Origin of the sequence: Segatella intestinalis, assembly GCF_029348455.1 — a bacterium.
Classification (GTDB): Bacteria; Bacteroidota; Bacteroidia; order Bacteroidales; family Bacteroidaceae; genus Prevotella.
The window spans coordinates 176,060-202,569 of the sequence record NZ_JARJVV010000005.1 but is presented as its reverse complement, the minus strand read 5'-3'; the positions used below and the strand labels follow the sequence as shown (position 1 = coordinate 202,569).

Here is a 26,510-nt window from a genome sequence, read left to right as displayed (position 1 = left end):
CACCACTCGTAGATCTCTTCGAAAGGACTGATTTCAATAATTTCAAAGAACTCGATTGTCCCCTCTTTCCGGGGTTATTTGATTAATATTTAACTGGTCCCGATTTTAACGGGACACTAATGTTGTCGCCCCAGAAGGAATCGAACCTTCGCTAACAGGACCAAAACCCGTTGTGCTACCATTATACCATAGGGCAAGTTGAGTTCGGGAGGTAGGACTCGAACCTACGAAGTCATCAGACAGCGAATTTACAGTCCGCCCTCGTTGCCACTGGAGCACTCCCGAATTTTCAAGTGGAGCCTCGTGGAGTCGAACCACGTTTTCGGGATTTTCAGTCCCGCGCATACACCAAGTCTGCCAAAGCTCCTTACTGATGTTGCCCCAGATGGAATCGAACCACCACTTGCAGATCCAGAATCTGCCGCACTACCGTTATGCGATAGGGCAAGTTTGCGGAGGCTAAAGGATTCGAACCTTTGAGACGTTGCCGCCTGCCGGTTTTCAAGACCGGTGCAATAGACCAACTCTGCCAAACCTCCAATGTTGTGACTCGTGAGAGACTCGAACTCCCGACCCCGACGTTCGTAGCGTCGTGCTCTGATCCAACTGAGCTAACGAGCCAAAGTGCGGAAGCAGAAGGATTCGAACCTTCGGAACCTTTCGGTCCGGCACGTTAGCAGTGTGCTGGTTTAAGCCGCTCACCCATACTTCCTTGTTTTGACGATGCAAAGGTAGAAAGGGAGAGTGAAGTCTTTTTTCGTAGCAAGAAAAAAGTTTCAAAAAAGTTGTTTATTGAGCGATTTTTCTAGAAAAAATGAATCCGAACAGAAGAAAACGGGGTATTCTGTTCGGATTTTTACGTTTTAAACAATTTCTTACGCAGTCTTTACGTTGTTCACGTATCTTATCTTTAGTGTCCCGTTAAAATAGGGACAAGTTAAACATAAATCAAGTAACCCCGGAAAGATAAGACTATCAAATCCTTTGATATATATTCTCCGTAAGAAGTATTCTGTATATCTATCTATAATTCAAGGACGTAGTGTTAAGTAGTAACTTATTTCAAATCATGAAAATCATCCATTACTACATCAAGGTAAACGTCTGGTAATCCTTCATAATCTTTAGGCTTAGATAAAAAATCCGGAAGATTTAAAACTAAAGTTTTTTTCGGACGTTCTTTATCTTTACATTTCTTCAAGTACTTTCTTTTGCGTATGTACTCTATCAAATCGTCATAATCAAGACCCTTTTGAGATTCATCCCAAAGAAATTCAGTATATCCTTGGTCTGGAATATACAAACACTTTGTACATCCCAAAATATTGGTGATTTTTTTTATATAGTTTCTGTATTTTATCAAGATTTCAAGATAATCTGGGGTATCTTTATTCCAAATACAAGTCTCAAAACCATGCCATCTAAAGGGTGATTCTGTAAGATACAGATCAACATGATAGGGGTATACGTCAAAAGAAGTATCTTGTTTATTATCAATACTAACTTCATATAACCTCTTATATTCATCAGTAATGACTTTCATTATAATTGAAATATCATGTTGGGCATTTTCGTGATGCAATCTAAACATCTCTATGATATTGTAATCTTCATCTTCCTTTTTCATAATGATATTAGCAGAAAATCGCTTGCTTATATCTTTGGCAAAAGCTTTTGGCGAAGATATGTCCAATTTATGCTTGTATGCCAACGGAACTATGTCTATTCCCATAACATTATATTGTTTGATTAGTAACCATTTTACTTCATTAGTGTCCTGTTAAAAGCAGGACCTGTTAAACATAAATCAAATAACCTCGGAAAGATGAGACTATCAAGTCCTTTGATATTATTGAAATCTGTCCTTTCGAAGAAATCTGCGAGTGGAATCTTATCCATGAGCAAAATGTTTAGAATCTGAAGTACCTCATAAGTCGATCGCTTAATTCATTGTGCAATATCATTGACAACTGCAAAAGTACAAATTGAAATCGTCGTCCCCTTTGAACCACTTGCAAAAGACTGAATTTCGATTAATTCAAAGAGCGATTAGTTCATTTTATCGAGACAGTAGTGATATCATATAAATAATATGTACCACATAGCACCCAGATATGAAGGTTCAACACCGAAGGGTTAAAGGTTAAAAGTCCTCTCTGTTTTCAATACCAAAGAGGACTTCGCTATGAAGTTTTACCACAATGCCACTTTTCCTGCAATACCTAAATCAACAGTTGCAGTTACTACACCAAGAGCCTTGAATACTCTTCTCATAGTAGGTATAGTTATGCTGTAACCTTTTTCTAATCGAGAGATTTGTGCTCTTTTCACACCTATACGCTCACCCAGTTGTTCTTGGGTCAAGTTCTGCTCTAAACGAGCTTTTTTAATGGCTTCTCCCAAACGGTAAGCATGTAAAGCTCCGTCTACATCACTTTCAAAAGCGTCACGTTTTGGAGTGCCAACTTTTCCAAAGTGCTTGTCAAGCACATCGTCCAATGGAGTAAGATTCATCTGTGCCATAATCATTTGTTTTTAAAATATTCTTTTCTAATAGCTTCTGCTTTCGCAATTTCTTTGTTTGGTGTCTTTTGAGTTTTCTTGATGATGCCATGTGTGGCAATTACCAATGTATCTTTGTCTTTGTCCCAAAAAGCAAACAAACGATAAGCAGTTTTGTTGTACAATGTACGAAATTCCCATATCTCCGAATTTTCCAACTTCTTGAAAAGTTCCTTGTTGCGTTCTCCACCTGCAACACGCTTGATGTTGTAGTAGATTTTATAGGATACCGCTTCGGGTAAACTTTCAATAAAGTTCTGTGCCTCGTCAGTCAAGACAAGTCGAAAAATATTTTGTGCCATACATATTCAATTTATTTGCAAAGATAAGCAAAATGTTTCATAATCAAGAAACAAATAGCGTTTAAATGAGTTATATATCCCATTTTTAACATTTCCATAGCAAGTAATTACGCATAGGAAACTTATATAATGGGTAAATTGGAATAAAGAAAATAATTCTAAAGTCTTAGAGTCGACATAAAAAGTTTAGCACAACAAAGTGCTGGATGCTCCTTCAAGCACATAAGGACATCTAAAACTACCACCACCAGAGCACGAAGTTCTGATGGTGGCAACCTTATTTTTCTCTATCAATAAACCAATGAATAGTTCACATTGAAATAGGAATCTGAAATTTTCATGGTTGTAATCTCCATGGATTTGTCCTGGTTGGTAAAGCAGTACTGCAGGCTGGCTTCATCGGCAGAAACAAGCGTGTAGTGCTTCTTCAGATAGTCAATGACAAGCCCACGGTTCACGCTTCGCTCCGTATCAATGACAGAATAAAGCGAACCGTCAAGACGGGAGAAACTGTAAAGAACGCCTTCACTACCCTGCCCTGTCATATAGGTCAACTGGATGTTGTCACCGGAAGTCTCTGCCACTGGGCGGTAACGCTTCATAGATTGAGCCATATAGCTCTTGACCTCATCCACATTCGCACCCATGATGTGGAATGGCTCTGTCCAAACGTCCAGTTTTGTTTCCGGACTCTCGACCTCCCCCATCGGGTCATCATTGCCGCAAGAGGTGAATACTACTGGTGAAGCCATCATCATCAGAAGGATGGCGATTGAAAGATACTTTTTCATTTTCATGACTTTTCGTTTTTGATGTTATTTAAATTCATTGTATTCATATCCACATGTGGACATGTATCAACGTACACGTGTATCATTGTATTCATGTGTACATGGCTACACGTCCACACATTCTACATGACTTCCCGGATGGTTTTAGTCCTGATTTTCTTGACCTTACCATACTTCGACTCATAAGCTTCAACGCCTTGTTTCATGACGTATTCCATGAAGGAGCGGATGGTGAAGCCTTCCTTTCGGGCGATGCTCTGAACCTTGTCAACGAGTTCCTTTGAGCAGATAAAGGAGAAATGTCGCCAGAGGGCTTCATCAGGCGAATCGCTCTCTGTCAGAGGGCTTTTAACTTCATTTCGTTCTTCCTTCGAGTCCCCAGGAGACTTGTCAAATCTGTCCTGCGGATGAATGGCAGCCTTTCCGAGAATGTTGCCAAGCAGAATGTCCATATTCTTCTTTGCCATGTCTTTACTGATTACGTGAAATAATTTCTTCTGTCAATGCCTGATAGTCCTTCGCTCCGTTCGACTGAGGGTCGTACTCGAAGATGCTCTGACCACTGCCTGCCGATTCTGCCAGGGCGATGTTTTCACGGATGCGAGTCTGCATGGTGATAGTCTCGTAACGGGACTTCACGGCTTGCTCAACCACCTTGTTCAATTTGCGATGGTTGAATCTGGCGATAAAGACTCCTCCCAATCTGAGGTTCGGCTTCACTCGCTGCAAGGTCGAGACAAAGGAATCGAGCATTCTCATACCTTTCAGAGGAAGAAGCTCTGGAGTCATCGGAACGATGATTTCATCAGCTGCAAGGAAAGCGTTTGTGGTGACGATTTCCAAAGATGGAGGACAGTCTATGAGAATGTAGTCATAGTTCTGCTTCACGGGTTCGAGCAGTCGGCTCAGCAGCTGTTCTCTTGCCAGAAGATTGGTCAAGGCAATCTCTGCGCTTGCCATTTCGAGGGAGGAAGGAACGAGGTCGAGGTTCTCCCTGATGTGTTTCACTGGCAGGGGTGCGCCATCAACCAGAGAGTCAAAGATGCTTGCCTGCACTTCATCTTCATTAGGGATGAAATACAGGGTAAGATTTGCCTGACCGTCAAGGTCTATGAGCAGGACTTTCTTGCCCATACGTGCCATGCAAGCCCCGATGGAGGCTGTAGAGGTGGTCTTCGAAACGCCACCTTTATGATTGGCGAATGTAATGATTTTCAATGACATAATATAAAATCTTTTGTATATATGTATTAACGTATTCATGTGTACATGGCTTCACGTGTACGTGGCGACATGTATTAACGTGTACAAAGGTACGGGTATCTGGCGAGAGTTCCTCCACGCTTCCCCTAACAACCCAAAGTGTCAGGGGAAACGTTAGGATTTGAGGAGTCATTTATTCAAATGTGAAGGTGCGGATGTAGAAATAGGTGTCATCGTCCTCATACTCATATTCATTGATGAAGTCCATCATCTGTTCATCGGTTCGCTCTCCCTGCTCAATACCGGTCTTGGAAGTCCATTCCCTGATGGCTTCTCCTATAGTGCCGTAAACATCATCGCAACAATCCTCGAATGGTTCGCCGGATGCGCTGACGCAGCATTCTTCGGGAAAGTAATTGCCTTCATCGTGAGTGTAATAGACCTCACATCCACACTCGCAGCATCTGTAGGAAATGCTCAGTTCATCATCCAGGAGTCGATTTATCTCAAAGAAGAGGTCATTGCAAGCGTCCCAGGCAGTTTCGGTCTCGAAAGAAAGCAGACTGGTGTCTTCATCCTCCTCATACTCTGCCCAGTAGATGTGACCACGCACACTGATGTGCTTCTTCTGATAGTCGATTCCATAGTGCTTGGCGAGGTCATCCAGCCAGATGTTCCTGCTGTTCACCTCCATGCACTGAAGGGTGTTCCAAAGGTTGCTTACTGCCTTTTGGGTTCCTGTGACCTTGTAGGTCGTTGTTGCCTGATTTGCCATTGTTTTGTATATTTATTTGATTACCATTCTGTAAAATAACTCTGGTCGTTGGATTCACATTCCTCTGCCCATTCCTCATCTGTGAAGTCGCTATGCAGACAGTCTTTGCTGCAATAATAGGCTACTCCCATGTCTGCGCAATAACCCTCACGCATCAGCTTGCCACATTCTGAGCATCGTCTGCAAGCCCTGTCGGTGTTCCACCAATAGTCCACGAAAGACTCTGCCACCACGTCCTCGCTTGTATTTTCATCCCACTTGTCAAGATAGAATGAAGCAAACTGGTTCAATTCCTGCTCACTGAAGAGTTCCTTGTCTGTGCCGCTCACCGCCTGGGTAAGTCGGCTGAGAATTGATTTCATTGTTGTCATAATGCCATCTGATTTTATCTCCCTTTCGTAGATCAACTACTTCGGGGATGGTTAAAAATTATGTTGCATCCAGAAGGTGTTATGGCTATCCATACAAGGTTTTGTCTGCAAAATACTACCCGAATGGTGTGGAGATTTTTCAGCAAAGCAGCGTCCTGACCTTGTAAAGATAAGACAGAACCGTTACCTTCGCAACAGAATTATTACCGATTCCCAGAAGTCGATGAATGAGATCCTCCTATAACAGGACTATCCTTTCAGCAAGGAAAAGTATAAGCATAAAATAGAAAAATCTGTTGTATATCTGTTGGTTATTGACGGTTTTGCATCGTTTTAATAGGGTATTAAAATGAAGCAGAATGATTAAAATGACAAGAAGTATAAGCACAAAAAAAGCGACCCGAAGGTCGCTCTTTATCACGGAGAGAAGGATTTACTTATCCTTCTGGGTCTTGCCCTGCTGAAAATCAGGAGCGTTCTCCTTCTCTACAGCTTCGTAGAACTTGGTGGCTACGAGAATCACTCGGTTGTGCTTGACTCCCTCGGCATCCAGCCATTCCTCTGGCTTGAAATAGCCCTCAACAGTGAGGAGTGCTCCCTTGACCAGACGGTCGAATGAAGAGGTGTTCTCGTTCTTGCGCCAAGCCTCTATATTCATGAAGGCAGAAGTGCGAGAGTTTTCATCGCCATTCTTCTCATTGCGGCTAATGGCCAGTGAGAAGCGAGCTACACTTGCGGTTGAAAACTGATGGATGCTTGCATCCTTACCTACGAAACCAGTTACTGCGAAAGAATTTTCCATCTTTTTCATAATTCAATATTTTTAGAAGTGAAACATTTATTTTTTACGGTGCTATCAGAGTTGGCAAGGAAAACATAGGAAGCAAGGAATTATCGAATTATTTCACCCTTGGGCAGGAAAAGTTTTTTGGATGAGCAGCAGACGGAAAAGTTTTTGAAAAAAATTCAGAGAATAAGGCACCTGGTACTTGCAGAAATGTGGCTTGCACTAACTTTGCAGCGGAAAAAGTAAGTGTGGATGCTTCGTCCAAAAATATGAATGAAAAGGATGAGTAGAAAATATCTGCAGTTGGTTGGGTAAAGGAAAGCTGCATCCTCCTCGATGTTTTCAAGCAAACTGGTTGAGCAATACGGCTTATAAGTTCAAGAGATTGGCAGGAAAACTCAAACTTCATCATGTACATGAATAAGGTTAAGCCAAGGACAGAACTATCAGGCCTATGACTGCCAAGGGTAAGCATCAGCATGTAGAGGGAAGCTGAGCAGAGAAGCATGATGCCTGAGGCAAGCGGCAAGTTCAACCAAATCTCCAGGCAACAAGCGAAACTGAAGAGAAGGACTACGGAATTTCAGCAAGGAGAAGAAGGCAAAGCCCTGAACCAGCTAAAGAGCAGCTGCCAAGGCAAAGCTTACGGCGCATACAGAATACAAGTTTAAGGTTTAAGTTTACCCATGTATATATACATGTTCTTTCAAACTCAAATAGTAAACCTCTACCGATTTTTAACCACTCAAACCAGGAAGTTTACAAGTTTAAGAAAACCATATATGTATATATGCCGAAATAAACTTGTTTATTAACATATAGTCAAGGATTTTGGGAGAATCTATTTTTCCTTGCTGAAATGTACGGATAATTATACAAAATGGAGAGGAAAACTCATCCATACTAGGATGAAAATCGCAAAAACATGCCGATAAGTCGTGGAAATCTATCGTTTTTCAATAGATTTCCACGACTTATCGATATATTTTGGAGATTTTTGCAGGAGAAAAGAATTTTTATACAACAAGTAACTTCTACAAATAGCGACAGCTTTTGACAAGCAAAAGGTCGTAAATCAGCTAATTTGTGTTAATTACGCAACGCTTTTGCAAGTATTCGACATTAAGCTATGCATTTTTCAAAGAAAAAGCTTATCTTTGCATCAGTATTAATAAGAAAATGACATTGTTATGATACTTAGAGCTACATTTGAAAATATATATTCCATCAAGGATGAGACTCAAATCAGCTTTGTGGCAGGTAAGAGCAACGCACATCCGTCTCATGTTTCCCGTGCAGAGAAGCGTGACGATATTTCTGTACTGAAGGCTGGTATCGTTTATGGAGCCAATGCTTCCGGAAAGAGCAACGTCATCAAGGCCATTGCCCTGCTCCAGCAGATAGCCAATGGAAGCTTTCCTCAAAGCAAGGTGGAACCTTTCAAGCTTGCTGATACCGAAGAGAAAAACTCTAAGGTAGAAATCGAGTTCAAGACCAAGGGTAAGTGCTTTGCCTATGGCATGGAGTTCACCGTCGGAGGAATTAAGGAGGAATGGCTGTTTGAAATCAACAGCCGTACCGACAAGGAAGTTTTCACAAGAAAGGTTACAGATGACGGCAACGAGTTCACGTTTGGCAAGGTGGATGGAAATGAAGAAACATCCATGCTCCTGAAGTTCATCGCCCACAGTACTCCTTCCGATTCCAGCTTCCTTTCAGAGTATGTACGCAGAAACGGCAAGGGACTTGAAACCATACGCATGGCCAAAAACTGGTTTGCAGACGGATTGAAGATCATCTTCCCAAGCACACGCCTGCAGGGAATTTCTTTCCTTACTGAAAACAATGACGAGCTGCAGGAAACGACTCGCTCGCTTCTTGCCTACTTCAACACGGGCATTTCAGACGTACGCCTGTACAAAATCAAGAAAGAGGATGTGAATTTATCTTCCGATTTACTTGATAACATACTCAGCAAGGCCAAGAACGGCAAGGCGTACAGCATGGCTGCCACAGTTGGAGGCGAAATGCTTCTTTTCGAGGTGAATGCCAACGGAGGATATGAGATTTACAAGCAAAAGGCTGTTCACAGAAATCTTACTTCCGGCACAGAGGTTGTATTTGATCTGAGCGAAGAATCTGATGGCAGCATCCGGTTGCTTGACTTCATCCCAATGCTCATCGATTTGAAGCAAAACGAAGTTGATTATCTCATCGACGAGATTGACCGCAGTATGCACCCGATGCTCTCGCAGAAAATCTTAGAGTGTTATTTCTCAGGACTGGAGCCTGGAAGAGACACTCAGCTCATCTTCTCCACTCATGAATGCAACCTGCTCAACCTCGACCTTATCAGAGCTGACGAAGTATGGTTTGTCGAGAAGGGAAAGGATGGAGCATCTCATCTTACATCCTTGGCAGAATTCAAGCCTCGTGAAGATGTCCGCAAGGGTTATCTATTAGGACGCTATGGAGCCATTCCGTTCTTTGCGCCTATAAGTCAATTAAAATGGTAACAGCTATGAGACAAAGAAAAGACTTTCAACGAATAGAAGGAGTTAAATCTTCTCGACTCATCGTCATAGCTGCAGAAGGAAGAGCAACCGAAAACATTTACTTCGAGGCTATGCGCCAGGAACTATGTGCAACTAATGTACAGCTGGTTGTTCTAAACCGAGAAGATGACAACTCTAATCCAGCCAATGTTCATCGCCAGATTAAAGATTTCATGGATGAATACAACATCTTAGACGATGATCAACTATGGATTGTAATAGATCGTGACGACTGGAAGGAAAAGATGCTTGCCGACATTGCACAACTATGTCAGCAAAACAGCAATCTCAGATTCTGCATGAGCAATCCATGTTTCGAACTTTGGTTGATATTGCACCTTGAAGACATCGAAGATTATTCGGAAGAGGATAAGAAGAACCTCTTTGAAAATCCTCGCTTGTCAACTCATGGTACATGGACGAAATATCATCTTCGCAAACTGATGGGACATTATCAGGAATCAGACTATGATCCATCCATCTTGCTTCCACATGTCGAAGAGGCTATATGTAGAGCTGAAAAGCTGGATATAAACCCAAAAGACAGATGGCCGCAGACTACTGGAACCAGAGTTTATTTACTTGCAAAAAGCATCATGGACAGATAATGACCGCACAGATAAGTCGTGAGATACATTCCAAGACGATGGCAATAATCCAACGCACCTTACGTTATTACAGAAGAAGAGGACAACCGCATCCGCAACCGAAGGGAGACCTTCATCAGGGAAACAGGCACAGAGAAAACGGTACTCATCACGATGATTACCTCCTATGGACTTGCGCCGGGCGGCTATTCTGATGACATCCAATGCCAGCTGACGATGGCAGATTTATTCAGATAAAAGCCGACCTCTCAAAAATGATAAAAAAACACGTTTTAGCACGAAAATGCAGATTTTGAGTGTTTACAAAGGTTAAATATGTTAAATCTTCAACCCCTAAAAATGGGTGTTTGTAAAGATATATGACATGTAAAATGAATGAAATCAAGTGAAACCAAGTGAAAATACAAAAATCGTAAGTAGCTGATAATCAACATTCTTTTCATTCAGAAGGAAAGCGGCTCACAAATAGCACGTCAGTACTTAACCGATTGAGAATCAACGACATTCATTATTTGCGTGGGAAAGTGAAGGCGTAGAAAAGGGCTTAAAAAGATACTTGAAAAAAGTAGGAAAGTAGGACTAAAAAGCACTGAATATCAGATAATTAAGGAGATAAAAACCCTTATATTTTAGCCCGGCAACCATATGGCTCAAAACTATGTTAAATAGCTAATATTCAGCTGATTACGTATGGTGCATCGGAAAGTAATAGAAACGAAAATAGGGAACGCACTGTGTTCCCTATCTTTTTATCACTTGTTGCGTCTATTTTTTGAATCCATACCTTTAGAGAAAGCACGAAGTTGTTTCCTTCAAGCCACCATATGGGTCAAAAGTATCGTCCTTTGGATAAGAGAAAGGTATAATTTGACCACCTTACTTTCCTTGCAACCGAAGATCAACATCAAAGAAAGTATTACTAATGTACTATCGATAATTCTTTTCATTGTCTTTAAATATTTTGATCATTTCATTGCGTTATTTTTCTTATATAAGATAAGACGGTACTACTATGACCAACAGCGATGATAACATCAAGATTGTAGAACAATGGAGCACGCTCAACATCACGCTCTCCCTCCAGTTGAACTTGTTGAATTTTTCTACAAGTTGCCTCTCTTTGCAATTCACTAGACTCATAAATCTGAGAAATATGATAAGTGATAGTTGCTCTATCAACACCAAACAAAGCAGCCATCCTTTTCTGTGACATCCAAAAAGTTTCGTTGTTGAAAATCACTTCAATGCGAGTTTCACCTTGTGCAGTCTTATACAGTAAGATATTGGATTCCAGTGAGTTCCGCATAAGTTCGGTTGTAGATACGGATTGAGAAAAATAGGCTCTTGCCTGTTTCACCAATAACTTCCTTGAATCAGCATTCTCAGAAATGATCATACAGGCCATACGGGATAGATGGAAAGCTTCGACCTTGCGAAACGATCCACTACCCAGCTTAACCATTTCAACCACGTGGTTGAAATGGTCATCTATATCCATACCTTTTTCACTGGCAACTTTGATTGCTTTGTCTATTACATTTTGGAATTTCCAATATCCCGAATAGCCCATCGCATTACAGAGTTCGCGTGAACTCCAGTATTCTTTCCCGTTATCATCCACTTTCCGAATTTCTTCGAATGTCGGACGCATGTCAGGCACATTATTCTCATCCATATCTTTTCCGTTTCTTTTGTATTGACGTTCTACAACATTGAATAGCAAAAATACAAAAAAAGATGAAAATCACCCTAATCATTTATAAGAAGTATGATTTTTAATGTTATTTATGCAAAAAGAAAGAAACATGTCAGAATATATTGATTTTATCACTTATCAAGACGATGCTATAATCCAACGCCCATTACGTTATTACAGAAGACGAGGACAACCGCATCCGCAACCGAAGGGAGACCTTCATCAGGGAAACAGGCACCGAGAAGTATGATTTTCTTAAAAAGTTTGGCTATCTCACGTATTCTTTGTACCTTTGTCGGCAATTACAATATTAAAATCAAACAATTACGGAGTTACTGATGTTTCTTTTTAGCAGGTATAGTTGCTATCATCGGTGCAATAGAAGTAATACGAAGAGTCAGAATAATTCTTTCGTAAAATTATGGCATTAGAAATAAAAAGCACACCTGTATTGACAGGTGAAGACGCTGAACGTTTTATACGTGAGGCAGAAGAGAATGAGAAAAATCCACAAAGGAGAAAATTGCTTTTCTCGTTTGAGGATATTGACAGAATGATGGAACGTTCACGAAAATATCTTAAAGAGCATGGAGGAAAAGGACCTTTCGCAAAGTAAGTTTCTCTTTGGAAGGAACATAAAGAATAACCGCTGTTGTTATGTGCTATTAAGTTAGTGTTAGTCTCTTCACTGAGGCTGGACGTCCTCAGCGGAAGCCTATCGTTGTTGTGTGCGATTAAGTTCGTGTTTGCCTCTTCCAGAGGCTGGACGTGACAGATAGGCTTGCCCTCGGTACCTCGGCATCGAGGGCTTTATTATGTTCTCAATCTATTTCGAAAAATACGCTAAATATATTCTGAAAGTCAACAATATTGCCAAAACAAGCACTCAGACAAATACCCAGAAACGCAGTACATAGAAAACTGATGATAGCATTGCTAATAATCAAAAAAATAGAAGATTACAGAAAGTGAGGTTGAAATTGAGGTTAAGAATGAGGTGAAGAGAAACTATGTACTTGGAACCCAAGATAACACTAAAGACGTCCTCGTTATCCCCTTGCTTACAAATAAAGTTAAATCAAGTTAGCCCTGCAAACAAAATCCATCCATAAAATCATTTTTTTTGATTTTTTTTGTATTTTTGCAGATATATTGCGCCAATATGGTCGTTGAGCATTGCTTATCCTCCTATATTACAGGCGCATAATTATCTAATGATTTGAGCATGAAAAAGATATTATTCCTACACGGATTCTTCGCCACGGGCAGCTGTCCGATGGCGAGAGCCTTGAAAGAGGCGTTTGAGGGGACGGCGGTGGTGCTGACTCCCGACCTGCCTTTGCACCCCAAGGAGGCACTGAAGGAGATTCGCTCCATCATCGACCGGGAACAGACCGACTTGCTTCTGGGCAACAGTTGCGGCTCTTTCCTCGCCCAGATGCTGGCTCCGGTGGTGGGCATTCCTGCCTTGCTGGGCAATCCGTATTTCATGATGACGGAGTTTCTGAAGGAGCGCATCGGCGAGCATGAATACAAGGCTCCGAGAAGGGACGGAAATCAGCGGCTGGTGATTGACGAGGCGCTGATTGAGGAGTTTGCGGAGCTGGAAGCCGTACAGTTTGACCATTGCAACCCCTATTATAAGGATCGTGTGTGGGGACTTTTTGGTGAACAGGACACCCTGGCTCACTTCTCCCCTCTCTTCCTGCAGCATTACAATCAAGCCTTCCATTTCCCTGGCGGTCATACGCCTACAGAGCAGGAGGTGAAGACCTGGTACGCTCCCCTTGCCCAGAAAATGCTGATGGAGTTTTCTGCAAACTTTTAATCGTTTCACAGAAATAGACAAATAATTATGGAGACATTTAATAACGTAATAAACAGTGGCCAGCTTGTTCTGGTCGATTTCTTTGCTACCTGGTGCCAACCTTGCAAGGCGATGCACCCCATTCTGGAGCAGGTGAAGAGTGTATTGGGCGACCGTATCCGAATCATCAAGGTGGATGTAGATAAGTACGGCGTAACAGCAAGCCAATACCGCATCCAATCCGTGCCTACGCTGATGCTTTTCCGAAACGGAGAAGTATTGTGGCGCACAAGCGGTGTGGTTAATAAAGCGGAATTGCTGGCTACGCTTGATCCATTCTTGACATAATCAAAAATATCAAAGAATAATCTTATGCGCATAATAGGAAACTTACTTTGGTGGCTCTTCGGAGGTCTCGAAGCTGCCATCGGTTATTTCACCGGCAGTCTGGCTCTTGCATGTACCATCATCGGCATTCCCTTTGCGATACAGACATTCAAGATTGGTCTGCTCTGCCTATGGCCTTTTGGTTCTACTGTAAGAGAAACAAATAGTCCAACTGGTTGCATTCGCATCCCACTGAATTTACTCTGGCTGATTTTCGGAGGATTGTGGGCTTGCCTCATGCATCTGTTCTTCGGCTTTCTCTTATGTATAACGATCATCGGCATTCCTTGGGGAAAACAGCATTTCAAGATGGCCGGACTTTCGCTCGCACCATTTGGCAAGGATGTGGAGTTGGGATTTTAAAGAAATAAGAAAAAGAAGTTGAAGGATATGAATACATTACATAGTTGCCTCGCCTACTATCTCCTTGCTATCAATGCTGTTGCATTCATCGTGTACGACATTGATAAGTACAAGGCAAAGAAAGCCAAATGGCGCATTCCGGAAGTAACGCTTTTATTGCTGGCTGTCGTTGGAGGAAGCGTCGGGGCATGAATGGGAATGAAAGTCTGGCATCATAAGACGATGCACAAGAAATTCAAATACGGTATTCCTGCCATTCTGCTGATACAGATTGCGCTGATGGCGTATTTGCACATGAATTAATAACAAAATAAATAACTAAGTATATGAGCATTAAAAAGACTGGGATATATTGGAAGGGCATCAAGCGCCGGATAGGGAAATTCTTTGAGAAGGTGCACGAATGTATACTTATCTTTACCGACTGGCTGGGGTAAGTGCACATAGTAAATAAAATGCAAAACATTGAAATAATCTGATGGAAACAGAAAGAATTTTACTTCGATATTGGCAGGAATCTGATGCAGAGGCACTCTTCAAGTACGCCTCAGACCCTGACGTAGGACCTCGTGCTGGATGGCCGGCACATAAGTCTGAAGAGGAAAGTCGGGAGATTATCCGCACATTCTTCCATAACGACACGACATGGGCGATACGGCTATGCTGATGTGGGCAATGAGAATGCTATGGAACAGGAGCACTATTCAGACTCGGAGTATGTAGCTTGATTTCTGCATCAATGTTTAGCGGTCTAACTAAGCAACTTGTTAAAATAGCCAAAAATAGAACAGAAAAGCAGATAAAAGTTCATTTTCTATTCCAAATTTTACTATTTTTGCACCATGATAATGGATTTAGAACATATAGGTAACATACCTGTCAGTACTTCAGCTATAGCTTCATTGTTTACAAACATTGAAGCAGGGAATCAGAAAGTACGCAGTCTTGAGGCGGCTCATAAAATTATCCGACTCAAGAAGGGGCTTTATGTGGTAGCCCCAAATGTGTCTCGTGTTGCTCTATCCACAGAACTGATAGCCAATCATCTTTATGCTCCTTCGTATGTGTCTATGCAGACAGCCTTACGTTATTATGGATTAATACCAGAAGCTGTTTATACTACTCTGTCTATGACACTAAAGCACTCCCGTAGTTTTGATACTCCTGTCGGGCGTTTTGAGTATAAGAACATGTCAAGAGAAGCCTTTTCAATAGGGATTACAAGCATCAATATGCAGAGTTACGCCTTTCTGATGGCAACACCAGAAAAAGCTCTCTGTGACTTAATCGCAAATTCTCCGAAGGTTAATTTACGTTACCTGAAGGAGGTAGAGAACTATTTGGAGGAGGACATCCGAATGGAAATAGATGATTTCAGGAATATGGACATAAGTATATTTGAGCGATATGCTCAGGTTGGAAAAAAGTCTAAATCCATAGAAACTCTAATTAAATATTTAAGGAAATGAATACAAACGAGATATTCAATCAAATGCTTTCGAGCTATGACATAACGACCGAGCTGCAAAAGCGCAATGCTATCTTTGAGGTCAACCAGCAGATTATTCTTTCTGGGCTTTACAATGGTGGCTTTTTCAACGAGGCAGCTTTCTATGGTGGAACATGTCTGCGTATATTCCATGGATTGCATCGTTTCTCTGAGGATATGGATTTTTCCCTACTTGCTCCGAATGAAAACTTTGATTTTACACATTATTTTCAGCCCATCATTGACCAATTCGCTATGGTGGGTAGAGAGGTTGAGATCAGAAAGAAGGACAAAAAGAACTTTGGCAAAGTGGAGTCTGCCTTTCTGAAAGACAACACAGATGTATATGATATTACATTCCAAACTGAGAAATCTGTTAAGATCAAGATTGAAGTTGATACTCAACCTCCTTTGAAATTCCAAACAGAACAGAAGTTGCTTCTGCTCCCCCAATCTTTCATGACACGATGTTTCACTTTGCCAGCCCTCTTTGCAGGAAAGATGCATGCACTGGTGTATCGTGCCTGGAAGAACAGAGTCAAGGGACGTGATTGGTATGACTTCGAATGGTATGTTCGCCACAATGTTCCTCTTGACTTTACTCACTTGTGCGAAAGAGCCTTACAGTTCAATCACGAAGAGCTTGACAAGGAGACGTTCCTTCAAAACCTAAATGAAAGACTTGCCACGGCAGACATGAATCAAATAAAGGCAGACGTGTTGCCTTTTGTCAGGAATCCCAAAGAGTTGGATATTTGGTCGAATGACTATTTTATGGAACTTGCAAAAATGATCAGATTTGAATGAAAGAAGCATTTCGAAAACATCTGGGCAGACCATTTTACAGGCAATCCTGCATCGGGAAGAGTCATGGAGAAATGCGGTTTCTCTGACACCGGAATGCTGAACAGATGCAGCCAGCTTATGGGTGGCGACAAGGATATGGTCAAAGTGTTTAAGTATAAAGGATAAAAATAAATGAACATGACTTTTCCAGAAATATATTCAGCAACAGGCATGATGGAGCTGATTCAGAAAATCGGCTTCCTCCCTCTTCTTGATAGCGGCATTGAAGGCTTCTCTGCCGAAGACATCGTAGCAGAAGACTGCGGTTACGTAAGACTTCCTGAAGGCGGTTGGGACTGGCCGCTTTGGAAATGGAAGGGCGAGATTGTGCAGGAAATGCCGTGTATGTACGGAAAGTTCTTTAACAAGAAAGCGGGATTCATCAGTCAGGAATGGTGGCCGGACTTCTGTAACTATAGAAGAAGCAAGTTTCCACGCCCGGATGAAGAATCGATAGAAGGAGCCATTCTCAGTACACTTCAATCTACAGGCAGTCTCATCACGAGAGAACTTCGGGCAGCCAGCGGTTTTACAGGAAAGGGAATGAGAAGCAAGTTTGACGGTTATCTCACCCGACTGGAAATGGCGACTTACATCGTGACCGAGGATTTCATCTACCCTCGCGACAAGCACAATCATGAATATGGCTGGGGATGGTCGCTGCTCAATACTCCCGAAGATCTCTATGGCAGAGAGGCTTGCCAATGCAACCGCACTCCCCTGGAATCTTATCAGAGGATTTTCGAGCATCTGAAAGAAATCCTGCCTGATGCTTCGGATAAACAGATTATCAAATTAATAGGATAAAAATGACTTCACTTCAAGAAAGACTGTTCGCCATGCAGGATAAGCAGTATGCTGCTTTCCAGGCCAAACTGACACCGGGAGTGCCTGTGGAGAGTTTCATAGGCATTCGTGTGCCTGTGCTTCGCAAGTTCGCAAAAGAATTTACAAAGGAGACAGAATGCGAGGAATTCCTTCAGCAGCTTCCTCACCAGTACTACGATGAGAATATGCTTCACGGACTCCTCATTTCCGAGGTAAAGGACTACGAAGAATGCATTCGTCTTACAGACACCTTCCTGCCATTCGTGGACAACTGGGCAGTTTGCGACATCATGTCTCCGAAGGTGTTTGCCAAACACAAGGAGGAACTATTGGCAAAAATCAAGACTTGGAGTAAATCGTCACACGTCTATACTTGTCGTTTTGGAATAGAGACACTTATGTCTCATTATCTGGATAAAGACTTCAAGGCTGAATATCTTGAAATTCCTGCATCAGTAAGGAGCGAAGAGTATTACGTGAAAATGATGGTAGCCTGGTTCTTCGCCACCGCCCTTGCCAAGCAATGGGACCAGGCGATTCCCTACATCGAGCAACGCCGCCTTGCTCCCTGGACGCACAACAAGACCATCCAGAAGGCCATCGAGAGCTACAGAATCACGCCCGAGCAGAAAGAATATCTGCGAACATTGAAGATAAAATAATTATGACACAAGATACATCTACATATTACGTTTGGATAGGTGGCTCATGTGATTATGGTCATAAAGAGCGAGCTGGTGGTGCTGCCGTTGTGATTGAACTGATCGAGCAGCGAGAGCAGAGTCAAACTTGTTTGAACTCTGCCGAATCGCGACAGAAGAAGACCAAAGGTCAACATAACAGCAATATCATCAGTCGTGATGTAATCAGCGACCTACACACCACAGAGTTCCGCATGATGCTAACCCTCATGGTGAAGGTAATGCAGGAAATCCCTGAAGGTTCCGACATTCTCTTCCTGACCAATGCCGCCTACATTCAGAACTTTGACAAGGCTCCAACGGCTAAATCAGCCAACCGAACGAGCAGCGAGAGCAAAGATGCAAACTCGCTTGCAATCTCTGCCGAGTCGCGAGGGAGGAAGGCGAGAGCCAACTCCGACTTGATCATTCAATGCATCGAGGAAAAGAAAAGGCACAACTCAGTCGGGGTCAAGATTGTACAATACCACAAGAGTCCATTGCTGATAGAGACCCACGATAGGGCTACGGAAGCAATGGCTAAGACAAGGAAGGAATTTCACCAGAAAAACAAATGAAAAATATGGAATACAAAGATAAAGTAGTCATCGTGAACGGTGGCGCACAAGCGGCTATGACTATTGATACAACAAGCCTCTGTTCACATCTTCAAAAGAAGTTGTTTGAACCTGAGGGAGTATATTATCCTATCTGGCAAGCCATGCAGAACGATGAGGAGTTGACTGCCGTGGTTCGCTCACGACAGCTTCATATTTATCGTAATGGTAAAAAGATTCTCATTCTCGCTGGCAAGGCTCAGCCGAAGATTATCAGAGAGGATAAACTGAATGAATGGATAATAATATAATAAAGAACGAAGCATTTCGAAAACATCTGGGCAGACCATTTCATAGGCAATCCTGCATCGGGAAGAGTCATGGAGAAATGCAGTTTCGTCGATACAGGTATGTTGAATAAATGTAGCCAGCTCGTAGGTGGCGACAAGGATATGGTTAAAGTATTTAAGTACAAAGGATAAAAAATGAGAAAGGAATCAAGAGCAATGGATAGTGGGTGGGCATTGGAAGCAATGCACAAGGCTCCGTATATAACTGTAAGTTTTATTGGCGAAGACGGCAAGCCTTATGGTTTACCGCTGTCGCTCGCATCAGATGATAATGTGAATTGGTATTTTCATGGTGCCTTGGAAGGCAAGAAACTGGAGGCTATCAAGGCTCATCCCGAGGTTTGCCTTTCAGCTGTAACCCGTTGTACGCCTACGGTTGGTCCGAAGGACGGCAGTTTCACCCTGCAATACAAATCAGCCATCGCATTCGGAAAGGCAGAAATCGTGACCGATGATGCAGAAAAGATTCATGGTCTCCGACTAATCTGTGAACGTTTCCTTCCTCAACACATGGATGCTTTCGACCAGAGCATCGCACGTTCCCTTTCACGCACGGCTGTAGTTCGCATCACACTTACCGAGCCACCAACCGGCAAGCGCAAGCAGTATGATAAGGAGGGCGTGGAAATGAAATATGGCAGAATGGAATAAAGAGGCAATTACTCCTTCTATATTGCATTAAAAAGCAAAGAACGTATGACTTCACTTCAAGAAAGACTGTTCACCATGCAGGATAAGCAGCATGCTGCTTTCCAAGCCAAACTGACACCGGGAGTCGAACAAAACCGCCTTGCTCCCTGGACGCACAACAAGACCATCCAGAAGGCCATCGAGAGCTACAGAATCACGCCCGAGCAGAAGGAATATCTGCGGACATTGAAGATAAAATAATTATGACACAAGATACATCTACATATCACGTTTGGATAGGTGGCTCATGTGATCAAACAAAATCCATCCATATAATCACATTTCTGAATATTTTTTGTATTTTTGCAGATATATTGCGCCAATATGGGGATTGAGCATGGCTTATCCTCCTGGATTATAGGCGCATAAGCATCTAATGAATAGCGCATGAAGAAATTATGGACAAGAATTTCGAACCAATAGAGCAACTGTATCTCTCGCAGGCGTTTGATACAGAAAGCGATGAAGAACAGATGCTTACAGAATGTAAGATGATAGCCCGGACATACGCCCTGGCAGAGAATGCAGTGGTCTCGATGGGAGACAACCGCAGAAACTGCAGTTACTGCTACTTCGGCGGAGTGGCCGACGTGCTGGGCATTTCGCCGGAGGAACGGGTCAGCCAGTTGCCTTCGCTTTACGAGAATTTCCTCTTCGACCGTTGCCATCCCGATGATCTCAGCAGGCGCCATGCAGAGGAGATTGCCTTCCTTCGCTACATCGCCGGCAACTCTACCCCCCAGCACTATCGTGATTATGTGCTCTGCAACTACCTGCAGGTAAAAGATGCCTGCGGAGAATACCGCTGGGTGAAGCATCGAATGATTCCGCTTGCCACCGATAAGAACGGTTGCCTGCTGCTCTGCGCCTGCATCTATACGCTGGCAACTGATGAGGACAGGAAAGCAAAATTCACCAATACCCGAACCGGAGAGGTGCGGATATTGACGAATAAGGATTACGAAAATATACTTTCTAAACGGGAGATGGAAGTGCTCCGTCTTATCGACCAGGGACTGCTGTCGAAAGAGATTTCAGACAATCTCTGCATCAGCATCAACACCGTGAACCGCCATCGCCAGAACATTCTCCAGAAACTGAAGGTAGATCGTGCCATCGAAGCATGCAAACTGGCACATGTGATGGGATTACTCTGACACAGTTTCTACTCTCCCATTCGGAAGTCACCCACCGTCTCGGTAGATAGGCGCAACTCTGAGAATTCACTCACACATACTCCCTTTTGAGGAGCCTGAGAACTGATGCCCACCTTCAGGTTCTTGGGATAGTTGTTGCGGTAAAGGCGAACCATCTGCCATTCCTTGCCATCCAGCGAATAATAGGAAGCGATGGTTCTTGTGTCAGAACTTATCTTATAATAGATAAAATCCTGATTCACAACCTCATGGTTGTTATCATCGCTCGTCCCCACGGTGCGCACGGTCACCACACGGTGCTTGCCTCGTTCATCCTGTTCGAAGCAGAATTTCTGATAGAGTGTGTCGTTGGCCATCACAACAAGATCTGCTGCATTATAGAGTCCATCAGGAGTAAAGCCCGGCTTCATTTTGGCAGAGAATGTAAAGGGCTTGGTGTTGTCAACCTCCGTAAAAAGCACCTTTGCCGTATTGGCGGTCAGCTTTGCATCGTTGGGGTCGATGAACAAATCGGTTTTCTCAGGAGCAACGAAAGTGATGACACCAGCCTTCTCGCTCACCTGCTTGTCGGCTTCATTAAGCATCTTGGTGAAGTGAATACCGCCAAGCGTGAGGTCACAATCCTGAAAACTCATGACAGATGTCTGAACAGAATCAGCTGAAGAACTGTCTGCTTTCTCCTGCTTTGAAGAGTTGCTGCACGATGCTAACACGCATAAGGCAGCCATTGGTAAAAATGATTTAAATTTCATATTATTTATTGTTTTAATTCGCGCTGCAAAGGTACGTATTATCTGCAGTTCTGACAATAGTCATTTATAACCAATTGAAGATGACTCACGCTGGGCTTAAAACTATCTGCCTGACCTCTGAAAGGACGCAAGCATGACTTTCGCAAGTTCGGATAATTACATGATAAATATCGCTAAAAGTTGGTTATTTCGAAATAAATGGTGTATCTTTGCACAAAAACATTTACAAGCAAAACACAACATGCAGATATTATTAGCAAACGCCAAGATAATGTTCGGCAAGGCGGACAGAAAGCCCATCTCCACCCCACTCTTCCAGACCGTGGCAGACACTCTGGCTGCGGAAATGGCAAGGATGGACGTAGAGGATTTGGCTCGGCAGCTGGATTGCAGCAAGAAGATAGCGGCAGAGAACTGGCAACGATACCACAACTTCATGGCAGCCGAGAAGATGCCTGCCCTGCTTGCCTACAACGGTCAGGCATACAAGCATCTGCGTGCCGACACCTTGAGCGACGAGGCTTTGGAGTATGCCCAGAAGCATCTCTGGATGACGTGTTTCCTCTATGGTCTGCTTCGCCCTATGGACGGCATTGTGCCCTATCGTATGGAGCATTGCGTCACGATAGAAGCCACAAACGACAAGCCCATTCATCAGTTTTGGAAAGAACGGCTGACGGATGTGCTAATAGATAGCGTGAAGGCAGACGACGGCATCCTCCTGCATCTATCCACGGAGGAATATGAACATCTGTTCGACTGGAAGAGGGTTTGCAAAGAAGTGACGGTCGTACAGCCTCTCTTCTATGTGAGGCAGAAAGACGGCAGACTGAAGATGCAAGCTGTTTGGGCAAAGTCATGCCGTGGAGCTATGGTACGCTTCATTCTTAACAACCGCCTCGTCACTCCCGAAGAACTTTCTGCTTTCAATTACGAAGGCTTTGAATACGCTCCGCTATTAGGCGATGCGAACAATCCGCATTTCGTAAGAGAATTTATCAAATAAAATATTATGAAACTAAACAAAATACATCATGTAGCCGTGATTTGCTCTGACTATGAGCAATCTAAGTATTTCTATACAGAAGTGTTGGACCGGCAAGCAGTTTGCGTTCTTTAGCGACCCCGACGGACTGCCGATAGAACTGTACGAAAAGTAAAGAATCATCACTTATAGGTATTGCCCGACTCACAACTAAATTGTATCTTTGCATCATAACTAACAGATAAAAGACTATGACAGAAATGACAGCAACAATAATCATTGGACTTCTGATTCCGCTATTGGGAACGATGCTTGGTTCGGCTTTCGTATTCATAATGAAAGACGAGATGTCTGCGCGATTGCAAAAGACATTGTTGGGCTTTGCCTCTGGAGTGATGGTAGCAGCGTCCGTATGGTCTTTGCTAATTCCTGCTATGGAGATGAAGGCAGAGAGCGGCGTATGGTCGGTAGTACCGGCAGCCATAGGCTTTCTGTTAGGCATCGGTTTCCTACTGTTGATCGACGAGCTTACGCCCCACCTTCATATTGGCACAGACAAGCCCGAGGGCATCAAGTCGCACATGTCAAAGACAGCTATGCTTGCCCTTGCCGTAACCATCCACAACCTGCCCGAAGGAATGGCAGTAGGCGTGGTGTTTGCAGGAGCCGAAAACGGTGCTTCGCATATCTCGTTAGCCGCTGCCATTTCCGTTTCGTTAGGCATTGCCATTCAGAACATACCCGAAGGCGCCATCATCTCCATGCCCATGCGGGCGGCAGGCAACAGCCGATGGAAATCCTTTATGTTAGGCTCGCTGAGCGGAGTGGTAGAGCCTATAGGAGCCATTGCCGTACTGCTGCTTGCCTCTCTCATTATGCCAGCCCTACCCTACATGCTCGCCTTTGCAGCAGGAGCCATGTTCTACGTAGTGGTGGAAGAGCTAATCCCTGAAGCCTCAAGCGGCCAGCACAGCAATCTCAGCACCATCGGCTTCGCCATAGGTTTCGTGCTGATGATGGTGCTTGATGTGGTAATGGGTTAACAAAAATATATAGATTATGAAACCGGCAAAGCTCCACGCAAAATCGTCGCCGCTGTAAGGACGGTTCCAAGGAAGAATATTTTTACTTAAACTTTTGTGGATAGTATGCGTCTAATTGATAAAGTATAGGACATATAGTATAGGATGTTTAAACATTCATCGCAAATAGAAATTATAAACTTTTAATATTGTGGCTTATGAAAAGAATGATAAGAATTTTGATGATTGCCATTTGCTGCATGCTAACATGCAATATGGCAGCAAATGCGGGCAATGACAAGCCTATCGCCATTAATGCACTCCCGGTAAAGGCTCAGACCTTGCTCAATAATCATTTCAATGGTCAGAAGGTGATGCTTGCAACGATTGAATCGGGAATTATCAACAAGAGCTATGATGTGGTTCTGCAGAATGGCACGAAGCTGGAATTCGACAAAAAAGGGAATCTTACAGAGATAGACTGCAAGCAGGGAATCGTGCCAGCTCTGTTGATTCCGCAGGCCATCAGAAACTACCTGAAGGAGAATTATCCAGCACAAGCGGTAAAGAAGATTGAAATGAACAAGAATGAATACGAAGTGGAATTGGCAAATGGATTGGATTTGACCTTCAACAAGCATTTCCAGGTAATCGACATCGATTGATAAAACAACTCGATATTGACGGATTGTTTTCAAAAGGTTCACCCGAAAAAATGTGATGACCTTCATCTAATGAGCCCCACTAACTTTCCGATTCCGAGAATGACACGGATGGTTAGTGGGGATTTTTTATTTTATAAAAGGAAGAGTATCATTTATAAATATGTTAAATCCGATAAATCTTGTTAAACAAATTCTATCTTACCTCTCATGTTCATACCTTTGCACGCAAATTGAATAATCTAAAGGGTAACATTTTAATTATTTATAGAAGAATATATGAGAGAAAATTCAGAAAGTTCAGTAGCCTGCCATCATCGAGTAGGCTTCCTGGGATTGCTCGTCACATTAGGCATTGTGTTCGGAGACATCGGAACATCACCCCTCTATGTGATGAAAGCCATCCTCCATACAGGCGAAACCATCAACGAGAGCACTATCCTGGGCGCATTGTCCTGCATCATTTGGACACTCACCCTGCAGACCACCATCAAATACGTATGCGTGGCGCTGCGTGCCGACAACAATGGCGAAGGAGGCATTCTCGCCCTCTACGCCCTGCTGCGCAAGATGAAGAGAAAGTGGATTTACTTATTGGCCATCATCGGCGCCAGCACCTTGCTGGCAGATGGAATCATCACCCCTGCCATCACGGTTACCACAGCCATCGAAGGACTCGAAAGCATCAGTCCCCACCTGCCAGTCATCCCCATCACACTGGGCATCATCACCATCATCTTCTTTGTGCAACGCTTTGGCACAGAGAGTATTGGCAAGTCGTTCGGAGTATTCATGCTGATATGGTTCCTGCTATTGGGAGTGATGGGAGCCTTCAGCATCACCTCTTACCCATTGATTCTGAAGGCCTTCAATCCCTATTACGCTATTGTTCTGCTGGCGCAATCACCAGAATGGTTCCTGATTTTGGGTGCAGTGTTCCTCTGTACTACGGGTGCTGAGGCACTTTACTCCGACTTGGGACATTGCGGCAGAAAGAACATCACCATCAGTTGGGGATTCGTAAAGACCATGCTCATTCTCAACTATCTGGGTCAGGGAGCATGGGTGCTGAACCATATCCAGACTGCCTCCTCCGTGAATCCGTTCTTTTCCATCATGCCGCAGAGCCTGCTGTTCTTCGCCATCATCATGGCCACAGGTGCTGCAATCGTTGCGAGTCAGGCACTTATCAGCGGCACCTTCTCCATTTTGAGCGAAGCCATGAACCTTCACTTCTGGCCACGCATGCGAATCAAGCATCCTACCCATGTAAAGGGACAGCTCTATATCCCGGTAATCAACCTCGCCATGTACATCGGTGTGGTTCTCATCATCCTGCTCTTCCGCGACTCCTCGCACATGGAGGCAGCTTATGGTCTCGCCATCACCATCACCATGCTGATGACCACCCTGCTGCTCGGCTTCTACCTGCGCACCAAGGGTGTGGCGCGCATCTGCATCCTGCTCTTTATGGGCGCATATTGCGTTATCGAGGGCATTTTCCTTGCCGCCAACCTGTCAAAATTCCTCGCAGGAGGATGGTGTACGATGCTTATTGGCGGAATCCTGTTCCTGATGATGTATGTATGGGTCCACGCCATCAAGATACGCCGCCATTATATCAGCACCAAACCGCTGGATGATTATTATCAGATTATCTCCGATATCAAGGCCGACGAGAGCATCCCCAAGTACGCATCCAATCTGGTTTATGTGAACCATGCCGACAAGGAAGGAGCGGTGGACGACAAGCTGCTCTATTCCATCATCAACAAGCAGCCCAAGCGTGCTGACCATTACTGGCTTATCAATCTGGAATTTGCAGATACTCCTGACACGCTGGAGTACAGTTGCGAGACCCTGGTTCCCGACACCCTCTACAGTATAACCATGCGCATAGGTTTCCGCATTGAGCCCAGGGTGAGCCTCTATCTGCGACAAGTGATAGAAGACCTTGTGGCCAGCAGGAAGGTGGATTTGAGAAGCACCTATCCTTCGCTCCGCAAGAATGGCATTTCTGGCGATTTCCGCTTTATCATCATCCACCGCGTATATTATCCCGAGAGTTCCGACAACCGCCAGCAGAACTTGCTGATGAGTCTCTATGCCCTTATCGGCAAGATAGGCATTGACGAGCCAAAGGCTTTGGGCCTCGACACATCCATGGTGGTGGTGGAACGAGTGCCGCTCATTATCAGCCAAAGTAACAGAAATGTCAGGCGCATTAAGCCAATAGTGGAAGAAAAGGAGGAACATTCCAATTAAATAATATTAGCAGAGGAGAA

At 43.6% G+C, this 26,510-nt stretch carries 32 protein-coding genes, 7 tRNA genes and 1 pseudogene; 22 read left to right on the top strand and 18 right to left on the bottom strand.

All coding sequences use genetic code 11. The features are described from left to right. Positions 1-125 precede the first annotated feature (125 nt). The 16 genes from P3T48_RS05125 to P3T48_RS05045 all read right to left on the bottom strand — a co-directional run bounded on the left by P3T48_RS05125 (position 126) and on the right by P3T48_RS05045 (position 6,815). Positions 126-196: transfer RNA gene (locus P3T48_RS05125), tRNA-Gln, on the bottom strand. Between the two features lie 7 nt (positions 197-203). Beyond that, positions 204-285, bottom strand: a tRNA-Tyr gene (locus P3T48_RS05120). Positions 286-294: 9 nt separating this feature from the next. After that, positions 295-367, bottom strand: a tRNA-Phe gene (locus P3T48_RS05115). Positions 368-376: 9 nt separating this feature from the next. Beyond that, positions 377-447, bottom strand: a tRNA-Gln gene (locus P3T48_RS05110). Positions 448-453: 6 nt separating this feature from the next. Then, positions 454-539, bottom strand: a tRNA-Ser gene (locus tag P3T48_RS05105). 7 nt (positions 540-546) lie between these two features. Continuing rightward, positions 547-621: transfer RNA gene (locus tag P3T48_RS05100), tRNA-Arg, on the bottom strand. Between the two features lie 6 nt (positions 622-627). After that, a tRNA-Ser gene (locus P3T48_RS05095) sits at positions 628-712 on the bottom strand. A 345-nt stretch (positions 713-1,057) separates the two neighbouring features. Then, positions 1,058-1,732 carry a hypothetical protein gene (locus P3T48_RS05090; protein ID WP_118192386.1) on the bottom strand — a complete coding sequence of 225 codons (675 nt, stop codon included), beginning with the start codon at positions 1,730-1,732 and terminating at the stop codon, positions 1,058-1,060. 461 nt (positions 1,733-2,193) lie between these two features. Then, complete coding sequence (locus tag P3T48_RS05080) at positions 2,194-2,523, bottom strand: helix-turn-helix transcriptional regulator (protein WP_118192388.1); 330 nt, start codon at positions 2,521-2,523, stop codon at positions 2,194-2,196. A gap of 2 nt (positions 2,524-2,525) precedes the next feature. After that, a complete protein-coding gene (locus tag P3T48_RS05075; RefSeq protein ID WP_118255356.1) occupies positions 2,526-2,864 on the bottom strand; it encodes a type II toxin-antitoxin system RelE/ParE family toxin in 339 nt (112 codons plus the stop codon). 290 nt (positions 2,865-3,154) lie between these two features. Beyond that, positions 3,155-3,661 carry a hypothetical protein gene (locus P3T48_RS05070; protein ID WP_118192382.1) on the bottom strand — a complete coding sequence of 169 codons (507 nt, stop codon included), beginning with the start codon at positions 3,659-3,661 and terminating at the stop codon, positions 3,155-3,157. 116 nt (positions 3,662-3,777) lie between these two features. Then, the gene (locus tag P3T48_RS05065; RefSeq protein WP_118192380.1) at positions 3,778-4,122 is read right to left on the bottom strand and encodes a hypothetical protein; all 345 of its coding nucleotides are present in this window, start codon (positions 4,120-4,122) and stop codon (positions 3,778-3,780) included. Positions 4,123-4,126: 4 nt separating this feature from the next. After that, positions 4,127-4,879, bottom strand: coding sequence for a ParA family protein (locus P3T48_RS05060; RefSeq protein ID WP_182384356.1), 753 nt, complete (start codon positions 4,877-4,879; stop codon positions 4,127-4,129). 172 nt (positions 4,880-5,051) lie between these two features. Next, positions 5,052-5,633 carry a hypothetical protein gene (locus P3T48_RS05055; RefSeq protein WP_118192376.1) on the bottom strand — a complete coding sequence of 194 codons (582 nt, stop codon included), beginning with the start codon at positions 5,631-5,633 and terminating at the stop codon, positions 5,052-5,054. Positions 5,634-5,653: 20 nt separating this feature from the next. Further along, the gene (locus P3T48_RS05050; RefSeq protein WP_182384355.1) at positions 5,654-6,004 is read right to left on the bottom strand and encodes a hypothetical protein; all 351 of its coding nucleotides are present in this window, start codon (positions 6,002-6,004) and stop codon (positions 5,654-5,656) included. Between the two features lie 433 nt (positions 6,005-6,437). Beyond that, the gene (locus tag P3T48_RS05045) at positions 6,438-6,815 is read right to left on the bottom strand and encodes a single-stranded DNA-binding protein (RefSeq protein WP_118192372.1); all 378 of its coding nucleotides are present in this window, start codon (positions 6,813-6,815) and stop codon (positions 6,438-6,440) included. 1,166 nt (positions 6,816-7,981) lie between these two features. Between P3T48_RS05045 and P3T48_RS05040 the strand changes: the two genes are divergently transcribed. After that, entirely contained in the window at positions 7,982-9,307 is a 1,326-nt protein-coding gene (locus P3T48_RS05040) for an AAA family ATPase (RefSeq protein ID WP_218486642.1), read from the top strand. A 5-nt stretch (positions 9,308-9,312) separates the two neighbouring features. After that, positions 9,313-9,954, top strand: a complete 642-nt coding sequence (locus P3T48_RS05035) for an RloB family protein (protein WP_176452280.1) — start codon at positions 9,313-9,315, stop codon at positions 9,952-9,954. Between the two features lie 1,012 nt (positions 9,955-10,966). Here P3T48_RS05035 and P3T48_RS05030 read toward each other — a convergent pair. Next, positions 10,967-11,629 (bottom strand): annotated as a pseudogene (locus P3T48_RS05030) (RhuM family protein); the annotation flags it as partial. A 442-nt stretch (positions 11,630-12,071) separates the two neighbouring features. Here P3T48_RS05030 and P3T48_RS05025 point away from each other — a divergent pair. The 15 genes from P3T48_RS05025 (at position 12,072) to P3T48_RS04955 (ending at position 20,804) form a co-directional block, all read left to right on the top strand. Next, positions 12,072-12,266, top strand: a complete 195-nt coding sequence (locus P3T48_RS05025; RefSeq protein WP_158463657.1) for a hypothetical protein — start codon at positions 12,072-12,074, stop codon at positions 12,264-12,266. A gap of 609 nt (positions 12,267-12,875) precedes the next feature. Next, the gene (locus P3T48_RS05020; RefSeq protein ID WP_276505874.1) at positions 12,876-13,478 is read left to right on the top strand and encodes a YqiA/YcfP family alpha/beta fold hydrolase; all 603 of its coding nucleotides are present in this window, start codon (positions 12,876-12,878) and stop codon (positions 13,476-13,478) included. 27 nt (positions 13,479-13,505) lie between these two features. Next, entirely contained in the window at positions 13,506-13,805 is a 300-nt protein-coding gene (gene trxA, locus P3T48_RS05015; protein ID WP_276505873.1) for a thioredoxin, read from the top strand. A 24-nt stretch (positions 13,806-13,829) separates the two neighbouring features. Continuing rightward, the gene (locus tag P3T48_RS05010) at positions 13,830-14,207 is read left to right on the top strand and encodes a YccF domain-containing protein (protein WP_119237595.1); all 378 of its coding nucleotides are present in this window, start codon (positions 13,830-13,832) and stop codon (positions 14,205-14,207) included. Positions 14,208-14,234: 27 nt separating this feature from the next. Beyond that, positions 14,235-14,399 (top strand): DUF1294 domain-containing protein, encoded by a 165-nt coding sequence (locus tag P3T48_RS14325; protein WP_346429595.1) that lies wholly within the window; start codon positions 14,235-14,237, stop codon positions 14,397-14,399. 286 nt (positions 14,400-14,685) lie between these two features. Beyond that, a complete protein-coding gene (locus P3T48_RS05000) occupies positions 14,686-14,874 on the top strand; it encodes a GNAT family N-acetyltransferase (protein WP_443217167.1) in 189 nt (62 codons plus the stop codon). Positions 14,875-15,049: 175 nt separating this feature from the next. Next, on the top strand, positions 15,050-15,676 hold the full coding sequence (locus P3T48_RS04995) for a type IV toxin-antitoxin system AbiEi family antitoxin domain-containing protein (RefSeq protein ID WP_158463653.1): 627 nt from the start codon (positions 15,050-15,052) through the stop codon (positions 15,674-15,676). After that, the gene (locus tag P3T48_RS04990) at positions 15,673-16,503 is read left to right on the top strand and encodes a nucleotidyl transferase AbiEii/AbiGii toxin family protein (protein ID WP_276505872.1); all 831 of its coding nucleotides are present in this window, start codon (positions 15,673-15,675) and stop codon (positions 16,501-16,503) included. Before P3T48_RS04995 ends, P3T48_RS04990 begins: the two co-directional genes overlap by 4 nt. A gap of 177 nt (positions 16,504-16,680) precedes the next feature. Further along, the gene (locus P3T48_RS04985; RefSeq protein WP_276505880.1) at positions 16,681-17,349 is read left to right on the top strand and encodes an AlkZ-related protein; all 669 of its coding nucleotides are present in this window, start codon (positions 16,681-16,683) and stop codon (positions 17,347-17,349) included. Positions 17,350-17,351: 2 nt separating this feature from the next. Further along, entirely contained in the window at positions 17,352-18,032 is a 681-nt protein-coding gene (locus P3T48_RS04980; protein ID WP_276505871.1) for a DNA alkylation repair protein, read from the top strand. 2 nt (positions 18,033-18,034) lie between these two features. After that, entirely contained in the window at positions 18,035-18,628 is a 594-nt protein-coding gene (locus tag P3T48_RS04975; RefSeq protein WP_276505870.1) for a ribonuclease H, read from the top strand. 56 nt (positions 18,629-18,684) lie between these two features. Then, positions 18,685-18,918, top strand: a complete 234-nt coding sequence (locus P3T48_RS04970; protein ID WP_276505879.1) for a hypothetical protein — start codon at positions 18,685-18,687, stop codon at positions 18,916-18,918. A gap of 174 nt (positions 18,919-19,092) precedes the next feature. After that, positions 19,093-19,608, top strand: a complete 516-nt coding sequence (locus P3T48_RS04965) for a pyridoxamine 5'-phosphate oxidase family protein (protein ID WP_276505869.1) — start codon at positions 19,093-19,095, stop codon at positions 19,606-19,608. Between the two features lie 45 nt (positions 19,609-19,653). Then, entirely contained in the window at positions 19,654-19,848 is a 195-nt protein-coding gene (locus P3T48_RS04960) for a hypothetical protein (RefSeq protein ID WP_276505868.1), read from the top strand. Between the two features lie 197 nt (positions 19,849-20,045). Beyond that, the gene (locus tag P3T48_RS04955) at positions 20,046-20,804 is read left to right on the top strand and encodes a LuxR C-terminal-related transcriptional regulator (RefSeq protein WP_276505867.1); all 759 of its coding nucleotides are present in this window, start codon (positions 20,046-20,048) and stop codon (positions 20,802-20,804) included. Between the two features lie 8 nt (positions 20,805-20,812). Here the strand turns inward: P3T48_RS04955 and P3T48_RS04950 are convergent, their stop codons facing one another. After that, on the bottom strand, positions 20,813-21,556 hold the full coding sequence (locus tag P3T48_RS04950) for a DUF1349 domain-containing protein (RefSeq protein WP_276505866.1): 744 nt from the start codon (positions 21,554-21,556) through the stop codon (positions 20,813-20,815). Between the two features lie 241 nt (positions 21,557-21,797). On the opposite strand from P3T48_RS04950, the gene P3T48_RS04945 reads away from it, so the two are divergent. The 5 genes from P3T48_RS04945 (at position 21,798) to P3T48_RS04925 (ending at position 26,490) form a co-directional block, all read left to right on the top strand. Continuing rightward, entirely contained in the window at positions 21,798-22,562 is a 765-nt protein-coding gene (locus P3T48_RS04945) for a YaaA family protein (RefSeq protein ID WP_276505865.1), read from the top strand. A gap of 6 nt (positions 22,563-22,568) precedes the next feature. Continuing rightward, entirely contained in the window at positions 22,569-22,676 is a 108-nt protein-coding gene (locus P3T48_RS04940) for a VOC family protein (protein ID WP_276505864.1), read from the top strand. Between the two features lie 125 nt (positions 22,677-22,801). Beyond that, complete coding sequence (locus tag P3T48_RS04935; protein WP_158463640.1) at positions 22,802-23,584, top strand: ZIP family metal transporter; 783 nt, start codon at positions 22,802-22,804, stop codon at positions 23,582-23,584. Between the two features lie 254 nt (positions 23,585-23,838). Beyond that, positions 23,839-24,228: a PepSY-like domain-containing protein gene (locus P3T48_RS04930; RefSeq protein WP_276505863.1), complete on the top strand. Its 390-nt coding sequence runs from the start codon at positions 23,839-23,841 to the stop codon at positions 24,226-24,228. A gap of 276 nt (positions 24,229-24,504) precedes the next feature. Next, entirely contained in the window at positions 24,505-26,490 is a 1,986-nt protein-coding gene (locus P3T48_RS04925; protein ID WP_276505862.1) for a KUP/HAK/KT family potassium transporter, read from the top strand. The last annotated feature ends 20 nt before the right edge of the window (positions 26,491-26,510 follow it).

What these genes read in the sequence shown, in the direction of transcription:
- P3T48_RS05090 (WP_118192386.1), bottom strand. Translation starts at nt 1,732, where the DNA reads ATGGGAATAGACATAGTTCCGTTGGCATACAAGCATAAATTGGACATA.
- P3T48_RS05080 (WP_118192388.1), bottom strand. Translation starts at nt 2,523, where the DNA reads ATGGCACAGATGAATCTTACTCCATTGGACGATGTGCTTGACAAGCAC.
- P3T48_RS05075 (WP_118255356.1), bottom strand. Translation starts at nt 2,864, where the DNA reads ATGGCACAAAATATTTTTCGACTTGTCTTGACTGACGAGGCACAGAAC.
- P3T48_RS05070 (WP_118192382.1), bottom strand. Translation starts at nt 3,661, where the DNA reads ATGAAAATGAAAAAGTATCTTTCAATCGCCATCCTTCTGATGATGATG.
- P3T48_RS05065 (WP_118192380.1), bottom strand. Translation starts at nt 4,122, where the DNA reads ATGGCAAAGAAGAATATGGACATTCTGCTTGGCAACATTCTCGGAAAG.
- P3T48_RS05060 (WP_182384356.1), bottom strand. Translation starts at nt 4,879, where the DNA reads ATGTCATTGAAAATCATTACATTCGCCAATCATAAAGGTGGCGTTTCG.
- P3T48_RS05055 (WP_118192376.1), bottom strand. Translation starts at nt 5,633, where the DNA reads ATGGCAAATCAGGCAACAACGACCTACAAGGTCACAGGAACCCAAAAG.
- P3T48_RS05050 (WP_182384355.1), bottom strand. Translation starts at nt 6,004, where the DNA reads ATGACAACAATGAAATCAATTCTCAGCCGACTTACCCAGGCGGTGAGC.
- P3T48_RS05045 (WP_118192372.1), bottom strand. Translation starts at nt 6,815, where the DNA reads ATGAAAAAGATGGAAAATTCTTTCGCAGTAACTGGTTTCGTAGGTAAG.
- P3T48_RS05040 (WP_218486642.1), top strand. Translation starts at nt 7,982, where the DNA reads ATGATACTTAGAGCTACATTTGAAAATATATATTCCATCAAGGATGAG.
- P3T48_RS05035 (WP_176452280.1), top strand. Translation starts at nt 9,313, where the DNA reads ATGAGACAAAGAAAAGACTTTCAACGAATAGAAGGAGTTAAATCTTCT.
- P3T48_RS05025 (WP_158463657.1), top strand. Translation starts at nt 12,072, where the DNA reads ATGGCATTAGAAATAAAAAGCACACCTGTATTGACAGGTGAAGACGCT.
- P3T48_RS05020 (WP_276505874.1), top strand. Translation starts at nt 12,876, where the DNA reads ATGAAAAAGATATTATTCCTACACGGATTCTTCGCCACGGGCAGCTGT.
- trxA (WP_276505873.1), top strand. Translation starts at nt 13,506, where the DNA reads ATGGAGACATTTAATAACGTAATAAACAGTGGCCAGCTTGTTCTGGTC.
- P3T48_RS05010 (WP_119237595.1), top strand. Translation starts at nt 13,830, where the DNA reads ATGCGCATAATAGGAAACTTACTTTGGTGGCTCTTCGGAGGTCTCGAA.
- P3T48_RS14325 (WP_346429595.1), top strand. Translation starts at nt 14,235, where the DNA reads ATGAATACATTACATAGTTGCCTCGCCTACTATCTCCTTGCTATCAAT.
- P3T48_RS05000 (WP_443217167.1), top strand. Translation starts at nt 14,686, where the DNA reads ATGGAAACAGAAAGAATTTTACTTCGATATTGGCAGGAATCTGATGCA.
- P3T48_RS04995 (WP_158463653.1), top strand. Translation starts at nt 15,050, where the DNA reads ATGATAATGGATTTAGAACATATAGGTAACATACCTGTCAGTACTTCA.
- P3T48_RS04990 (WP_276505872.1), top strand. Translation starts at nt 15,673, where the DNA reads ATGAATACAAACGAGATATTCAATCAAATGCTTTCGAGCTATGACATA.
- P3T48_RS04985 (WP_276505880.1), top strand. Translation starts at nt 16,681, where the DNA reads ATGACTTTTCCAGAAATATATTCAGCAACAGGCATGATGGAGCTGATT.
- P3T48_RS04980 (WP_276505871.1), top strand. Translation starts at nt 17,352, where the DNA reads ATGACTTCACTTCAAGAAAGACTGTTCGCCATGCAGGATAAGCAGTAT.
- P3T48_RS04975 (WP_276505870.1), top strand. Translation starts at nt 18,035, where the DNA reads ATGACACAAGATACATCTACATATTACGTTTGGATAGGTGGCTCATGT.
- P3T48_RS04970 (WP_276505879.1), top strand. Translation starts at nt 18,685, where the DNA reads ATGACTATTGATACAACAAGCCTCTGTTCACATCTTCAAAAGAAGTTG.
- P3T48_RS04965 (WP_276505869.1), top strand. Translation starts at nt 19,093, where the DNA reads ATGAGAAAGGAATCAAGAGCAATGGATAGTGGGTGGGCATTGGAAGCA.
- P3T48_RS04960 (WP_276505868.1), top strand. Translation starts at nt 19,654, where the DNA reads ATGACTTCACTTCAAGAAAGACTGTTCACCATGCAGGATAAGCAGCAT.
- P3T48_RS04955 (WP_276505867.1), top strand. Translation starts at nt 20,046, where the DNA reads ATGGACAAGAATTTCGAACCAATAGAGCAACTGTATCTCTCGCAGGCG.
- P3T48_RS04950 (WP_276505866.1), bottom strand. Translation starts at nt 21,556, where the DNA reads ATGAAATTTAAATCATTTTTACCAATGGCTGCCTTATGCGTGTTAGCA.
- P3T48_RS04945 (WP_276505865.1), top strand. Translation starts at nt 21,798, where the DNA reads ATGCAGATATTATTAGCAAACGCCAAGATAATGTTCGGCAAGGCGGAC.
- P3T48_RS04940 (WP_276505864.1), top strand. Translation starts at nt 22,569, where the DNA reads ATGAAACTAAACAAAATACATCATGTAGCCGTGATTTGCTCTGACTAT.
- P3T48_RS04935 (WP_158463640.1), top strand. Translation starts at nt 22,802, where the DNA reads ATGACAGCAACAATAATCATTGGACTTCTGATTCCGCTATTGGGAACG.
- P3T48_RS04930 (WP_276505863.1), top strand. Translation starts at nt 23,839, where the DNA reads ATGGCAGCAAATGCGGGCAATGACAAGCCTATCGCCATTAATGCACTC.
- P3T48_RS04925 (WP_276505862.1), top strand. Translation starts at nt 24,505, where the DNA reads ATGAGAGAAAATTCAGAAAGTTCAGTAGCCTGCCATCATCGAGTAGGC.